Below are 13,031 nucleotides of genomic sequence, written 5' to 3' on the forward strand. Positions count from 1 at the left end.
GAGGGAGTAGTGAGGGGGAGTGTGGGGGGGGAGAGTAAGTGTTTTGTTGGCTGGTTGGGGTGTTCTCCTTTCTCCCCCCCCCCCCCCCCCCCCCCCCCGGCCGGGGCGGGGTGCGCATGCCCTCGCCCTGCGCCGCCCCGTTCACCCGTCCTGACCCCGGAGAGACCCGCCATGAGCCGCCGTCCCGTCGCCGCCGCCCTCGCCCTTGCGCCCGCCGCCGTGCTGGCGCCGGTCAGCCTCGCCGCCCCGTTGCCGCCCGTCGCCGCGGCGGCGGAGCGGGCCGCGCCCTCCCTGGCGGGCGCGCCCGGCGGGGCGCTCCGCCCGATCGCAGCCGCCTACGCCCCGGCTTCGCAGGAGGCCGCGCATCACGCCGCGCATCATTGGGCCGAGATCGGCGGCGCGCGCCTGTCCTGGCGCGAGGCGGGCGATCCCGGCGCCCCGGCGCTGCTGCTGCTCGGCGGCGCGGGGACGGCGGCCGAGATCCGCCGCCTGCTGCCGCGCCTGGCGCGCACCCACCACGTCATCGCGCCCGACACGCCCTTCGCCTCCGCCGTCGCTTCGAGCGGAGGGCAGGGGGACGCGCGCCTGGCCGAGGGCGCGCGGCGGCTGACGCTGCTCGCCGATGCGCTGGGGCTGGGGCGGTTCGGCATCCTCGCCTTCGCCCCCTCCGCCGCGCTGGGGATGCGCCTGCTGGCCGGGGCGCCGGAGCGGGTCGACGGGTTCATGGTCCGCTCCGGCGGCGCCTGCCTCGACGGGCTGGCGGCGTTCCGCGGCGGGCTCGCCGCCGCCGCCTCCGCCCCGCGCGGCGCCCCGATCTGCTGAGGCCCGCTTCAACATCCCTGCCGCACACGCCACCTCACCCAGAACATTTCCCAAAGGATCACCGCCATGACCGCCGCCATGACCGCCGCCGCCATTCCCGCCGCCCTCTCCCGCATCGCCGCCTTCGCGGACGCCGGAAAGGGCGGCAACCCCGCCGGGGTGCTGATCGCCGACGCCATGCCGCCCGAGGCGGAGATGCAAAGGATCGCCGCCGCCGTCGGCTACTCCGAAACCGCCTTCGCGATGCCGGAGGGGGACCGCTGGCGGGTGCGCTATTTCTCGCCCGAGGCGGAGGTGCCGTTCTGCGGCCATGCCACCATCGCGCTGGGCGCGGCGCTGGCGGCGCAGGAGGGGGACGGGACCTTCCCGCTGCGGATCAATGGCGGCGACATCTCGGTCGAGGGACGGGCGGTGGCGGGCGGCGTCGAGGCGGCGCTGATCTCGCCGCCCAGCGGCCACCGCTACGCCGCCCCGCAGGACGTGGCCGCGGCGCTGGCGCTGTTCGGCCTGTCGCGCGCGGACCTGGTGGAGGGGCCGGCGCCGGTGATCGCCAATGCCGGGAACGACCACCTGGTGCTGATCCTGAAGGACCGGGCGCGGCTGGCGGCGATGGATTACGACCTCGCCGCCGGGGCGGCGTTCATGCGCGGCCTCGGGCTGACCACCATCAGCCTCCTGTGGGCCGAGGGGCCGCGGCGCTTCCATTCGCGCAACGCCTTCGCCATCGGCGGGGTGCTCGAGGACCCGGCCACCGGCGCCGCCGCCGCCGCGCTGGGCGGCTGGCTGCGCGACGCGGGCCTGCTGGAGGGCGGAGAGATCGAGATCGTGCAGGGCGAGGACATGGGCGCGAAGTCGCGCCTGACCGTCTCGCTGGACGGGCCGAAGGGCGCCGGGCTGCGCGTCGCCGGGGCGGCGCGGACCATCGCGGGCTGACGGGATCCCGGCGGGGCGGGGCGGCGGCGTCCGGGCCGGCGCCCGCCCACCGATCCCGCCGGAGAGGGCCGCGGCGCGGAGGGCGCCGCGGCCCGTTTTGCGCTCAGGCGGCGGCGGGGTCCGCCGCCGCCGCGCCGGTCTTCGCCGAGGCGCGCCGGTTCGCCCGCATCCGCGCCGCGAAGGCCGCCAGGAACATCCCCGTCAGCAGCAGCACCACCGTCGGCGCCGGCGCGCTGTCGAGCCAGAAGCTGAGGTAAGCCCCCCCCAGCATCGCCGCCAGCGTCGCGCCGCTCGCCACCATCATCATGCCCGCGAAGCGCCGCGCGGTCAGGAACCCGATGGCCCCCGGCGCGATCAGCAGCGCGACGGCGAGGATCAGCCCCACCGAGCTGAGCACCGCCACGATGGTCAGCGACAGCAGCGTCAGCATCCCGTAATGCAGCCACGCCCCGTTCAGCCCGCAGGCCTGCGCCTGCGCCGGATCGAAGGCGTGGAGCAGGAAGTCCTTCCACTTGGCCAGCAGCACCGCGCCGGTGACGGCCGAGATCACCGCCGCCGTGCGCAGCGCCTCGGGGGTGATGCCCAGCATGTCGCCGAACAGGATGTGGTCCAGATGCACATCCGTCTCCACGGCCGCAAACATCACGATGCCGACCCCGAACATGCCCGAGAACACCACGCCCATCACCGTGTCCTGCTTGACGCGGGAATTGGCCGACAGGAACCCGGTCAGCAGCGCGCAGCCCATCCCCGCGGCGAAGGCGCCGACCAGCAGCGGCAGGCCCAGCACATGCGCCACCACCACGCCGGGCAGGATCGCGTGGCTGACCGCGTCGCCCATCAGCGACCAGCCCTTGAGGACGAGAAAGCAGCTCAGCATCGCCGTCGGGACCGCGACGATGGCCCCGATCAGCAGCGCGTTCTGCATGAAGGCGAACTGGAGGGGGAGGAGGAGCTCGTCCAGGCTCATGCCGCGCCTCCCTCGCCGGTGTGAAGGCCATGGGGGAGGCGGGGCAGGGCGGCGGCGCCCGCCTCGCGGCCCGCCTCGGCGTCTTCCGCGGCCAGCGCCGCGGCGGCGCGGCGGCGGGCGGCCAGCATCCCGTGCTTCGGGGCGAAGACGAAGGCCAGCAGGAACAGCAGCGTCTGGAAGCTGACGATCACGCCCCCGGTGGCGCCGTTGAGGTAATAGCTCGCCCAGGCGCCGAAGAAGCTGCACCCGGCGCCGATGGCGATGGCGGTGGCCAGGAGGCGGGGAAAGCGGTCGCACAGAAGGTAGGCCGTGGCGCCGGGCGTCACCACCATGGCGATCACCAGGAACGCCCCCACCGTCTGCATCGCCGCCACCGTGCAGGCCGCCAGCAGCGCGAAGAACAGCCCGCGCATCAGGCCCGGGCGCAGGCCGACGGCGCGGGCGTGGGTTTCATCGAAGAACACCGCCAGCATGTCCTTCCACTTGGCCCCGAGGATCGCCAGCGACACCAGCCCGATGGCCGCAAGCTGCATCGCGTCGCCCGGGGAGATGGCGAGGATGTTGCCCATGGTGATGGTCTGGACCGAGATCCCGACGGGGTTGAGCGAGACCATGAACAGCCCCAGCCCGAAGAAGGCGGTGAAGATCAGCCCGATCACCGCGTCCTCCTTGAGGCCCGAGCGGGCTTGGAAGAACAGCATCGCCCCCGCCGCCATGCCCCCCGCCACGAAGGCGCCGAGCGCGAAGGGAAGGCCCAGCATCGACGCCGCCGCCACCCCCGGCACGATGGAGTGCGAGAGCGCGTCGCCCACCAGCGACCAGCCCTTGAGCATCAGGTAGGCCGAGAGGAACGCGCAGACCCCGCCCACGAGGGCCGAGATCAGCATCGCGTTGGTCATGTAGGCGTAGCCGAAGGGTTCGAGCGCCAGCTCGATGAAGCCGCTCATGCGCCGGGGCCCTCCTGCATCGGGGGCAGGGCGCCGCGGGCCCGGTCGTCGGCCCGGTCATTGGCGCTGGCGGCGTCCTCGGCCTCGGCGCTGGCGCGGGCCTGCGCCTCGCCGGGGGCTTCCGGGACCGGGCGGGCGCGGCGGAAGCGGCCGTCATAATGGACGATCGGGCGCTCGTCATCGGTGATGACCTGCAATTCGCGCGGGTCGTCATCATCGTGCAGCCGCGGGCCGCCGATGGTGAAGCGGCGCAGCACGCCGCCGAAGGCGGTTTCCAGGTTGGCGCGGGTGAACACGTCCTCGGTCCGGCCCTCGGCCAGCACCGTGCCCTTGATCAGCGCCGTGCGGTCGCAGAACTCGGGCACCGAGCCGAGATTGTGGGTCGAGACCAGCATCACCCTCCCCTCGTCCCGCAGGGCCTTCAGAAGCGCGATGATCTGGTCCTCGGTCTTCACGTCGACGCCGGTGAAGGGCTCGTCCAGCAGGATCGCGCGGGCGTCCTGGGCGAGGGCGCGGGCGAGGAACACGCGCTTGCGCTGGCCGCCCGACAGCTCTCCGATCTGGCGCTTGCGGAAGTCCTGCATGTTCACGCGGGCGAGGGCGGCGTCGACCGCGGCGCGGTCGGCGGCGCGGGGGCGGCGCAAAAAGCCCATGTGGCCGTAGCGGCCCATCATCACCACGTCCTCGACCAGCACGGGGAAGGCCCAGTCGACCTCCTCGGCCTGGGGCACGTAAGCCACGAGGTTCCGGCGCAGGGCCGCCTTCACGGGAAGGCCGAACACGCGGACCTCGCCGCGGGCCGCGGGAACGAAGCCCATGATCGCCTTGAACAGGGTGGACTTGCCCGCGCCGTTGACGCCAACGAGGGCGGTGATCGAGCCGCCCGGGGCGGTCATCGTGGCGGCGCGCAGGGCGGTGTGCCCGTTGCGGTAGGTGACGTGGAGGCCGCTGACCTCGATCCCCTGCGCGGCGTCGGTCATCGGCTGCTCCATCATTCCGCGGCGGGGGCGAGCCCGTCGGCCACGGTCTGCGCGGTGACGCGCAGCAGGTCGAGATAGGTGGGGGCGGGTCCGTCCGCCTCGGTCAGGCTGTCGACATAGAGGACCCCGCCATAGCGCGCCCCGGTCTCGCGCGCGATCTGCTCGGCCGGGGCGGTGTTGACGGTGCTCTCGCAGAACACCGCCGGGGCGCCCGTCTCGCGGATGCCGTCGATCACCTTGCGCACCTGCTGCGGCGTGCCGGTCTGGTCGGCGTTCATCGGCCAGAGGTAAAGCTCCTGCATCCCGAAATCGCGGGCGAGGTAGGAGAACGCGCCCTCGCAGGTCACGAGGATGCGCTGCGCCTCGGGGATCGCGGCGATGCGGGCGCGCAGGGGCTCGATGGTAGCGCGCAGGGCCTCGGCATAGGCGTCGGCGTTGGCGGCGTAGATCGCGGCGTTGACGGGGTCGGCTTCGGCCAGGGCCTTCTCGATATTGTCGATATAGATCAGGGCGTTGCTGAGGCCCATCCAGCCATGGGGGTTGGCCTTGCCCGCGTAGTCGCCCTCGCCGATCGGGATCGGGTCGATGCCCTCGGAGAGGACGGCCGAGGGCTTGTCGCCGAGCTGGCGCAGGAATTTCTCGAACCATTGTTCGAGGTTGAGCCCGTTGCGCAGCACCAGGTCGGCGTCATGGGCGCGCAGGATGTCGCGCGGGGTGGGGCGATAGCCATGCACCTCGGCGCCCGGGCGGGTGATTGAGACCACCTCGGCCGCGTCTCCGGCGACGTTGGCGGCCATGTCGGCCAGCACCGTGAAGGTGGTGACGACCTTCAGCTTCTCGGCCGCGGCGGGGGCGGCCCCGAGCAGGGCGGCGGGCAGGATCAGGGCGGCGAGGCGAGCGGCGGCGCGCATGGAGGCTCCCGGTCTGGGGGTCATGAACTGGGGTTTCGCATCTGCACAAGAGTTATGGAGGGGGGGAGGCCGCTGTCAATGACTTTGCGAATAATTCGCATTTGCAACTTGGGGCGCCGCCGGGCGGACGCGGCGCAAGCAGGCCGCGCGTCCGGCGGCGCGCAGGCGGAACCGGGGCGCCCGCGCGGCGCGTCGGGCGGGGCGCTTGCGGCGCGGGGCGCCCGGCGCCGGGGGGCGGGGGCGTCAGTCCGGGTAGATCGGATCGGCGGTGAACACCCCGCCCTGGTACACCGCCTCGGGCGCATCCGCGGCGGGGCGGGGGGCGGCGGCCTCGACCTTCGCCCGATACGCCTCGGCATCGTCCTTCGGCGCCCAGCCGAGATGGTCCGCCGCCCGGTTGTCCCACCAGGAGGCGGCGTTGGCGGACGCGCCGTAGACCACCGGGCAGCCCAGCCGGGGCGCGCCGAACACCCGCTCGGCGAACTGCACGAAATCGTCGTGGGACAGCCAGGTGGAGAGCTGCCGCCGGTCCCCCGGCTCGGGCAGGCACGAGCCGATGCGCAGGATGGCGGTCTCCACCCCCGCCTTCTCCCAGTACATCTTCGCCACCAGCTCGCCATAGCCCTTGGAGACGCCGTACCAGCCGTCGGGACGCATCTCGGCCGTTGCATCGAGCTTGGCGGTCTGCGGGTGGAACCCCACGACATGGTTGGAGGAGGCGAACAGGATCCGCGGCCGCCCGTTCAGCCGCGCGGCCTCGTAGAGGTTCTTCACCCCGACGATGTTGGCGCCGAGGATCTTCGAGAAGTCGTCCTCGACCGAGATGCCGCCGAAATGCACGATCCCGTCGCAGCCCGCGACCAGGTCGTTGACGAAAGCGGCGTCGGCGAGGTCGCCGATCCTCACCTCCTCGCCCGGACCCGCGGCGCCGGGGTCCGAGATGTCCGACAGGCGCAGCACGTCCGCGAGGCCCCCCAGCCGCGCCCGCGCCATGCGGCCCAGCGTGCCCGCCGCGCCGGTGATCAGAAGCCTGCGCATCGCCATCCTCCTCGCCTCCTTCGCCTCGACTTGTTCCATCTTGTATGATGAGTTGCACGCGCCGGGTCAACGCGCGGGTCATTCCCTTCGCGCGCGGGGGGCCGTAGAACGGGCCTGCCGGGGGAGGCGGCGATTTTGAGACGGGACGGCGCGCATCGCCGCCCCACCGCACGAAGAGGCGCGCCGACGTGACCGAGACCGACCCCCGCACCCCGCCCGACGCCGCCGCGGACCCTTCCCGCGCGCGTCCCAAGCGCGCCGCGATGCTGGCCGAGGAGCTGGGCGGCCGGATCCGCGCGGGCGAGTACGAGGTCGGCGACAAGCTGCCCTCGGAAGCCGCGCTGACCCGCAGCCACGGCGTCTCGCGCACCGTGGTCCGCGAGGCGATGGCCTCCCTGCGCGCCGAGGGTCTCGTCGCCTCGCGCCAGGGGGCGGGGGTGTTCGTGATTTCGGACGGGCGCGCCGCGGACGGCGCGTTTCAGAACGTGGACCCCGAGAAAATCGGCTCGATCATCGAGATGCTCGAGCTGCGCGCCGCGGTGGAGGTGGAGGCCGCCGCACTCGCCGCCCGTCGCCGCAGCCCGGCGCAGGAGGACGCGATCTTCGCCGCCTGCTCCTCCATGGAGCGGGTGGTGGAGCGCGGGGAGCCGTCGCTGGAACCCGACTACGTCTTCCACCGCGCGGTGGCCGAGGCGACGGGCAACCCCCGCTTCGCCCAGTTCATGGAGCTGATCGGCCTCGGGTCGATCCCCCGCGCGGGCATGGTCGACGACGCCCGCCAGAAAGAGGCGCGGCCGTACCTGACGCAGATCCTGGCCGAGCACCGCGCCATCGCCGCGGCCATCGCCTCGGGCGACGAGGAGGCCGCCAAGGCCGCCATGCGCCGCCACCTGGTCGGCTCCCAGCAGCGCTACCGCGAGATGCTGCGGCGCGTCTGATCGTCGCCGCGCGGCCCGGCCCGGCCCGCCGTGCAAGCCTTGCGCGAAACTTGTCATACAAGTTGTTGACGGCAGCGCCCGCCGCCTGCATCCTGCCCGCCGACGCGCAAGGGGAACACCCCGCGCCCGGCAGGGGAGGAACGGCCGATGGATCCGCAACAGCTCAAGACCGCGATGGGGCAGGGCCTGCTGTCCTTCCCGGTGACGCCTTTCGGCGCGGATGGCGGTTTCGCCGAAGGGCCGTATCGGGAGCATGTCGAATGGCTGGCGGGCTACCCCGCCGCCGCTCTCTTCGCCGCGGGCGGCACGGGCGAGTTCTTCAGCCTCGCGCCCGCGGAGATCCCTTCGATCGTGCGCGCCGCCAAGGCCGCCGCGGGGGATACGCCGATCATCTCGGGCTGCGGCTATGGCACGGCCATGGCGGTCCAGATCGCGCGCGAGGCCGAGAAGGCCGGCGCCGACGGCATCCTGCTGCTGCCCCATTACCTGATCGACGCCCCGCAGGAGGGGCTCTTCGCCCATGTCTCCTCCGTCTGTTCGGCGGTGGGCATCGGGGTGATGGTCTATAACCGCGACAACGCCATCCTGCAGGCCGACACCCTCGCCCGCCTGTGCGAGCGGCATGAGAACCTGGTGGGGTTCAAGGACGGCTCCGGGGATATCGGCCTCGTGCGGCAGATCACGGCCGTGATGGGCGACCGGCTGATGTATCTCGGCGGGATGCCGACGGCGGAGCTCTTCGCCGAGGCGTATCTCGGCGCGGGCTTCACCACCTATTCCTCGGCGGTGTTCAACTTCGTCCCCGGGCTGGCCTGCGATTTCTACGCCAAGCTGCGCGGCGGCGACCGGGCGGGGTGCGAGGCGATCCTGCGCGATTTCTTCTATCCCTTCATGGCGATCCGCAACCGCCAGAAAGGCTATGCGGTCAGCGCCATCAAGGCGGGCGTGCGCCTGCAGGGCTTCGATGCAGGCCCCGTGCGCGCGCCGCTCACCGATCTGACGGAGGCGGAAGAGGCGATGCTCTCGGCGCTGATCGAGGGTCATCGGCGATGAGCGGGACCCGGATCGAGGCGGTCCGCACCCACCTGCTGCAGCACAAGCTCGGGGTCGCGTTCGAAAGCGCCTCGATGCAGTTCGACACCCGCACGCACCTGCTGGTGGAGGTGGTGTGCGAGGACGGGACCGTGGGTTGGGGCGAGTGCCTCGGTCCTGCCGGGCCGAACAGGGCGGTGGTCGAAGCCTATGCCAATTGGCTCGTGGGCATGGATGCGCTGGAAACCGAAAAAGCCTGGGCCACGCTCTACAACGCGCTGCGCGACCAGGGGCAGCGGGGGCTGACGCTGACGGCGCTGTCGGGCATCGACGTTGCGCTGTGGGACATCCGCGGCAAGCGCTTCGGCGCGCCGGTGTCGGTGCTGCTCGGCGGGCGGTTCCGCGACAAGGTCCGCGCCTATGCCACCGGCGGCTTCCGGCGCGCGGGGGTGGAGCGGGTGAGCGACATGGCCGCCGAGGCCGCCCAGCACCGCGCGGCGGGCTTCCACGCGATGAAGATCAAGATCGGCTTCGACGTGGAAGAAGACCTCGAGGTCATCGCCGCGGTGCGCGACGCCATCGGCCCCGAGATGCGGCTGATGATCGACGCCAACCACGGCTATGACGTGCTCGAGGCCTGCGCGCTGGGCCGCCGCGCCGCCGAATTCGGCATCGACTGGTTCGAGGAGCCGGTGACGCCCGAGCACCTGTCGGCCTATGCGAAGGTCCGCGCCGGGCAGCCGATCCCCGTGGCGGGGGGCGAGACCTGGCAGGGCCGCCATGCCCACAGGCAGGCGCTGGACGCAGGCGCGGTGGACATCCTGCAGCCCGACCTCTGCGGCTGCGGCGGCTATACCGAGATGCGGCGGATCGTGGACCTCGCGCAGATGGACGGGGTGCGGGTGGTCCCGCATGTCTGGGGGACCGGGGTGCAGATCGCGGCCAGCTTGCACGCGCTGTCGGCCCTGCCGCCCAGCCCGGTGCGCAAGGCCTGGATCGACCCGATCCTCGAATTCGACCGCACCGAGATGCCGTTCCGGCAGGCGATCCTCTCGTCCCCCATCGAGCATTCGGGCGGCTGGGTGCAGGTCCCGGACGGCCCCGGCCTCGGGATCGAGATCGACCGCGACGCGCTCGCGCGCTTCGCGCCGGCCTGATGGCGGGCGCGCCGGCATATCCCGTCACGCTCCCGCCCGGGGCGGTGGACGCGCAGACCCACATGTACCTGCCGGCGTTCCCGCCGCCGCCGGGGGCGCCGAATGCCCCCGCGGACCCGCTGCCGACGCCGGGGGCCTACCGGGCGGTGATGGACCGGCTGGGGGTCGAGCGGGTGGTGGTCACCCAAGGCAACGCGCACGGGACGGACAATGAAAGCCTTCTCGCCTGCCTCGCGGCCATGGGCGACTGCGCGCGGGGGGTCGCGGTGATCACGCCCGAGACCCCGGATGCGGAGCTGGAGCGGCTGCACGGCGCCGGGGTGCGCGGGGCGCGGATCATGGACCTGCCCGGCGGGGCGGTGGGGCTCGACCGGCTGGCCGAGGTGGACGCCCGCGCGGCGGCGATGGGCTGGGTGCTGGCGGTGCAGTTCGACGGCTCGACCATCCTCGACCGGCTGGCGCTGCTGGGGCGGCTCGAGAGCCGCTGGATCCTCGAGCACCACGGCAAGTTCTTCGCCGGGGCCGCGCCGGGGGGCCTCGAGGAAACCGCGGTCCTGTCGCTGATCGACCGGGGCAATTGCTGGTTCAAGTTCGCCGCGCCCTACGAGAGTTCGCGCGAAGGGCCGCCCTATGCGGATGTGGGCGCGCTGGCCCGCAGCATCGCGGCCTATGCGCCCGAGCGGCTGCTGTGGGGGAGCAACTGGCCCCACAACCTTGCGGCCCGGACCGGCCAGGCGCCGGATGACGCCGAGCTGCTGGCGCTGGCCTGCGCCTGGGCGGGGTCGGACCGGGCGCGGCGGCTGATGCTGGCGGAGAACCCGGCGCGTCTGTTCGGTTTCCCGGCGCCGCCGGGCTGAGGGGCCCCGGGATGGGCGGCAGGCGCGCCGTGAGCACCGCGCCCGCCGCCCGGCATCCGCCCCGCCCCAAGGGCCGGGGACGGGGCGGATGCCGCAGGAACGGAAAGCGGCGGCGGGGGCCGCGCCCGGCGCCCGCGCGCCGGCGGCGGCGCCCCGCCAGGCGCGGCGGCCTGGCGGGGCGCGCGTGAAGGCGGGCGCGGGGCGGCGAGGGGGCGTGCCCGTCTCCCTCAGGGCTTCTTCATCGCCGCCGCCAGCACCCGCAGCCGCGCCGCCTTGGCCTGCCGCCGCTCGCGCGTCCAGATGGTCAGGCCCGCGGCGATGACGATGGCCGCCCCCATCAGGATCCAGGCGTCGGGGGCGGTGTCGAACACCGTCCAGCTCCAGAACCCCAGGAACACGATCTGCACATAGGCGAAGGGGGTCAGCAGGCTCGCCTCGGCATAGGAATAGGCCTGGGTCAGGATCCCGTGCCCGAACCAGCCGAAGAAGCCGATGGCCAGCATCAGGACCCATTGCAGCGGCTCGGTCGGCGCCTCCCACGCCCAGATCGCCAGCGGCAGCAGCGCGAAGGTGCCCACCGCCCCGCCATAGAGCTGCATGACCGAGGGGGACACCACCCCCGACAGCATCCGCGTCAGCAGCGCGTAGACGGCGAAGGCCGTGGCCCCGAGGAGCGAGACGAAGACCGCCCAGTGGAACTCGGCCCCGAAGGGCCGCACCGCGATCAGCACGCCGATGAACCCCGCCGCGACCGCGCCCCAGCGCCACGGCCCGACCTTCTCGCCCAGCACCGGGCCGGAGAGGGCGGTGACGATGATCGGGGTGAGGAACATGATCGTCGCGGTCAGCGTCAGCGGGATGAACTGGATCGCCACGAAATTGCAGATGGTCGAGGTCATCAGCATCGCGCCGCGCAGCGCGGTCAGCCCGGGGCGGGCGCAGTGAAAGGCCGACAGCCCCTCGCCCTTCGCCGCGCGCGGACCCATCGAGAAGGCGAAATGCACCGCGTAGCGCATGAAGCCGATCTGGATCACCGGGACCCCCGCCAGCGCCAGCCACTTGGCCGAGCTGTCGAGGCAGGAGAAGGTGAAGAACGCCATCAGCGTCATCCCGATCCCGAGAAGCGGGCGGTCCTGGCGGGCGGCGGCGGTGTCGGCCATCGGGGCGGTCCTTTCGGGGACGGGCGGAGAGGGGCGTGCCGGGGGGCTCAGGCGGCCGGGGCGACTCTGCGTCCCGCCGCCCTACCTCATCGCATGGACCCACCGCGAAGGAGGATGCGATGAAAGCGCAGTCTAAGGCCCAGCAGCGCGCCGCGGGCGCGGCGCTGGCGGCGAAACGGGGCGAGGCGGAGCCCGGCGAGCTCCAGGGCGCCTCGGCCGGGATGTACGCGGACATGACCGAGGCGGAGCTGGAGGAGATCGCCTCCACCCCCCATGACGACCTGCCCGAGCGCGCGGACTGACCGAGGGGCGGGGGGCAGGGGGGCGGCGGCGGCGCTTCGCCTCAGTCCCCGGGCGCCAGCGCGGCGAACAGCTCGGTGATCTGCGGGACCATGTCGTCCCCGCGCCCGCCCGCGACCGCGAGGTTCAGCGCCGTCTTCGTGGCCGGGGACAGCAGCGAGGCCGCGCCCGCCTCCTCGGCCATCTGCGCGTAATAGCCGACATCCTTGCGCGCGTTGCGGATCGAGAAGGCCAGCTGCGCCGGGTCGCCGTCCACCGCGTACGCCTTCACGAAATCCATCATCCCCGAATGGTTCGGCCCGGCGGACAGCACGTCGTACAGCGCCTGCCGGTCCACCCCCGCCTTGTCGCAGGTGGCGAAGGCCTCGGCCATCGCGGTGGCGCAGGTCATGGCGAAGAAGTTGTTCATCAGCTTGATCGTGTGCCCGGCCCCGAGGGGGCCGAGGTGGAAGATGTTCTCCCCGAGATCCTCGAGCACCGGGCGGACCCGGGCGAAGGCGCCCTCGTCCCCCGCCGCCATGATGTTGAGCTTGCCCTGCCGCCCATGCGACGGGGTGCGGCCCAGCGGGGCGTCGAGATAGACGCCCCCCGCCGCCGCGACCTCCGCCCCCAGCGCGCGGGTGGAGGAGGGCAGCGAGGTGCCGAAATCAATGACAGTAGCCCCCGGGGCCAGCCCCGCGATCACGCCGCGCTCCCCGCGCATCCGCGCCTCGACGCTGGCCGAGGTGTCGACGCAGAGCATCACGATATCCGACGCCTCCGCCGCCGCGCGGGCGTCAGGGGCCTCGACCGCCCCCGCCGCCACGCATTCGTCCACCCGGGGGCGGGCGCGGTTGGCGCAGAGCGTGACGGCATAGCCGCGGTCCAGCAGGCGCAGCACCATGGCCGAGCCCATCAGGCCGATGCCGATGAAGCCGATCTTGGGTTGGGTCATCACGAAGCCTCCCTTGCGTTTCGCTGCCAAAGGGGGCGGCGCGCGCCCCCGC

General features: G+C 73.0%; 14 protein-coding genes. 7 read left to right on the plus strand and 7 right to left on the minus strand.

Translation table 11 applies throughout. From position 1 onward, the window contains the following. The first annotated feature begins 171 nt into the window (after positions 1 to 171). Positions 172 to 822 carry an alpha/beta fold hydrolase gene (locus ACQ5SO_RS01740; protein WP_430939841.1) on the plus strand — a complete coding sequence of 217 codons (651 nt, stop codon included), beginning with the start codon at positions 172 to 174 and terminating at the stop codon, positions 820 to 822. Positions 823 to 888: 66 nt separating this feature from the next. Then, positions 889 to 1,755 (plus strand): PhzF family phenazine biosynthesis protein, encoded by an 867-nt coding sequence (locus ACQ5SO_RS01745; RefSeq protein WP_430939842.1) that lies wholly within the window; start codon positions 889 to 891, stop codon positions 1,753 to 1,755. 103 nt (positions 1,756 to 1,858) lie between these two features. Here the strand turns inward: ACQ5SO_RS01745 and ACQ5SO_RS01750 are convergent, their stop codons facing one another. The 5 genes from ACQ5SO_RS01750 to ACQ5SO_RS01770 form a co-directional block, all read right to left on the minus strand. Next, the gene (locus ACQ5SO_RS01750; RefSeq protein ID WP_430939843.1) at positions 1,859 to 2,725 is read right to left on the minus strand and encodes a metal ABC transporter permease; all 867 of its coding nucleotides are present in this window, start codon (positions 2,723 to 2,725) and stop codon (positions 1,859 to 1,861) included. Then, a complete protein-coding gene (locus ACQ5SO_RS01755; protein WP_430939844.1) occupies positions 2,722 to 3,672 on the minus strand; it encodes a metal ABC transporter permease in 951 nt (316 codons plus the stop codon). Before ACQ5SO_RS01755 ends, ACQ5SO_RS01750 begins: the two co-directional genes overlap by 4 nt. After that, the gene (locus ACQ5SO_RS01760) at positions 3,669 to 4,652 is read right to left on the minus strand and encodes a manganese/iron ABC transporter ATP-binding protein (RefSeq protein WP_430939845.1); all 984 of its coding nucleotides are present in this window, start codon (positions 4,650 to 4,652) and stop codon (positions 3,669 to 3,671) included. Before ACQ5SO_RS01760 ends, ACQ5SO_RS01755 begins: the two co-directional genes overlap by 4 nt. A gap of 11 nt (positions 4,653 to 4,663) precedes the next feature. Beyond that, positions 4,664 to 5,563 (minus strand): metal ABC transporter substrate-binding protein, encoded by a 900-nt coding sequence (locus ACQ5SO_RS01765; RefSeq protein ID WP_430939846.1) that lies wholly within the window; start codon positions 5,561 to 5,563, stop codon positions 4,664 to 4,666. Between the two features lie 243 nt (positions 5,564 to 5,806). Further along, a complete protein-coding gene (locus tag ACQ5SO_RS01770) occupies positions 5,807 to 6,601 on the minus strand; it encodes an NAD-dependent epimerase/dehydratase family protein (RefSeq protein WP_430939847.1) in 795 nt (264 codons plus the stop codon). A gap of 188 nt (positions 6,602 to 6,789) precedes the next feature. Here ACQ5SO_RS01770 and ACQ5SO_RS01775 point away from each other — a divergent pair, with 188 nt between their 5' ends. The 4 genes from ACQ5SO_RS01775 to ACQ5SO_RS01790 all read left to right on the plus strand — a co-directional run bounded on the left by ACQ5SO_RS01775 (position 6,790) and on the right by ACQ5SO_RS01790 (position 10,585). Continuing rightward, positions 6,790 to 7,539: a FadR/GntR family transcriptional regulator gene (locus tag ACQ5SO_RS01775; RefSeq protein ID WP_430939848.1), complete on the plus strand. Its 750-nt coding sequence runs from the start codon at positions 6,790 to 6,792 to the stop codon at positions 7,537 to 7,539. Positions 7,540 to 7,686: 147 nt separating this feature from the next. Next, complete coding sequence (kdgD, locus tag ACQ5SO_RS01780) at positions 7,687 to 8,592, plus strand: 5-dehydro-4-deoxyglucarate dehydratase (protein ID WP_430939849.1); 906 nt, start codon at positions 7,687 to 7,689, stop codon at positions 8,590 to 8,592. Next, a complete protein-coding gene (locus tag ACQ5SO_RS01785; RefSeq protein WP_430939850.1) occupies positions 8,589 to 9,728 on the plus strand; it encodes a mandelate racemase/muconate lactonizing enzyme family protein in 1,140 nt (379 codons plus the stop codon). Before kdgD ends, ACQ5SO_RS01785 begins: the two co-directional genes overlap by 4 nt. Then, positions 9,728 to 10,585 carry an amidohydrolase family protein gene (locus ACQ5SO_RS01790; RefSeq protein ID WP_430939851.1) on the plus strand — a complete coding sequence of 286 codons (858 nt, stop codon included), beginning with the start codon at positions 9,728 to 9,730 and terminating at the stop codon, positions 10,583 to 10,585. The genes ACQ5SO_RS01785 and ACQ5SO_RS01790 overlap by 1 nt, the downstream gene beginning before the upstream one ends. Positions 10,586 to 10,812: 227 nt before the next feature. Here ACQ5SO_RS01790 and ACQ5SO_RS01795 read toward each other — a convergent pair whose 3' ends face one another. Beyond that, positions 10,813 to 11,745, minus strand: coding sequence for a DMT family transporter (locus ACQ5SO_RS01795; RefSeq protein ID WP_430939852.1), 933 nt, complete (start codon positions 11,743 to 11,745; stop codon positions 10,813 to 10,815). Between the two features lie 119 nt (positions 11,746 to 11,864). Between ACQ5SO_RS01795 and ACQ5SO_RS01800 the strand changes: the two genes are divergently transcribed. After that, positions 11,865 to 12,047: a DUF3008 family protein gene (locus tag ACQ5SO_RS01800; protein ID WP_430939853.1), complete on the plus strand. Its 183-nt coding sequence runs from the start codon at positions 11,865 to 11,867 to the stop codon at positions 12,045 to 12,047. A 41-nt stretch (positions 12,048 to 12,088) separates the two neighbouring features. Here the strand turns inward: ACQ5SO_RS01800 and ACQ5SO_RS01805 are convergent, their stop codons facing one another. Then, positions 12,089 to 12,979, minus strand: coding sequence for an NAD(P)-dependent oxidoreductase (locus ACQ5SO_RS01805; protein ID WP_430939854.1), 891 nt, complete (start codon positions 12,977 to 12,979; stop codon positions 12,089 to 12,091). Positions 12,980 to 13,031: the final 52 nt, after the last annotated feature.

Source organism: Rhodovulum sp. DZ06 (assembly GCF_050586345.1).
GTDB lineage: Bacteria > Pseudomonadota > Alphaproteobacteria > Rhodobacterales > Rhodobacteraceae > JBOCEF01.

Coding starts and splice junctions, on each gene's coding strand:
- ACQ5SO_RS01740 (WP_430939841.1), top strand. CDS start 172: ATGAGCCGCCGTCCCGTCGCCGCCGCCCTCGCCCTTGCGCCCGCCGCC.
- ACQ5SO_RS01745 (WP_430939842.1), top strand. CDS start 889: ATGACCGCCGCCATGACCGCCGCCGCCATTCCCGCCGCCCTCTCCCGC.
- ACQ5SO_RS01750 (WP_430939843.1), bottom strand. CDS start 2,725: ATGAGCCTGGACGAGCTCCTCCTCCCCCTCCAGTTCGCCTTCATGCAG.
- ACQ5SO_RS01755 (WP_430939844.1), bottom strand. CDS start 3,672: ATGAGCGGCTTCATCGAGCTGGCGCTCGAACCCTTCGGCTACGCCTAC.
- ACQ5SO_RS01760 (WP_430939845.1), bottom strand. CDS start 4,652: ATGACCGACGCCGCGCAGGGGATCGAGGTCAGCGGCCTCCACGTCACC.
- ACQ5SO_RS01765 (WP_430939846.1), bottom strand. CDS start 5,563: ATGCGCGCCGCCGCTCGCCTCGCCGCCCTGATCCTGCCCGCCGCCCTG.
- ACQ5SO_RS01770 (WP_430939847.1), bottom strand. CDS start 6,601: ATGCGCAGGCTTCTGATCACCGGCGCGGCGGGCACGCTGGGCCGCATG.
- kdgD (WP_430939849.1), top strand. CDS start 7,687: ATGGATCCGCAACAGCTCAAGACCGCGATGGGGCAGGGCCTGCTGTCC.
- ACQ5SO_RS01785 (WP_430939850.1), top strand. CDS start 8,589: ATGAGCGGGACCCGGATCGAGGCGGTCCGCACCCACCTGCTGCAGCAC.
- ACQ5SO_RS01790 (WP_430939851.1), top strand. CDS start 9,728: ATGGCGGGCGCGCCGGCATATCCCGTCACGCTCCCGCCCGGGGCGGTG.
- ACQ5SO_RS01795 (WP_430939852.1), bottom strand. CDS start 11,745: ATGGCCGACACCGCCGCCGCCCGCCAGGACCGCCCGCTTCTCGGGATC.
- ACQ5SO_RS01800 (WP_430939853.1), top strand. CDS start 11,865: ATGAAAGCGCAGTCTAAGGCCCAGCAGCGCGCCGCGGGCGCGGCGCTG.
- ACQ5SO_RS01805 (WP_430939854.1), bottom strand. CDS start 12,979: ATGACCCAACCCAAGATCGGCTTCATCGGCATCGGCCTGATGGGCTCG.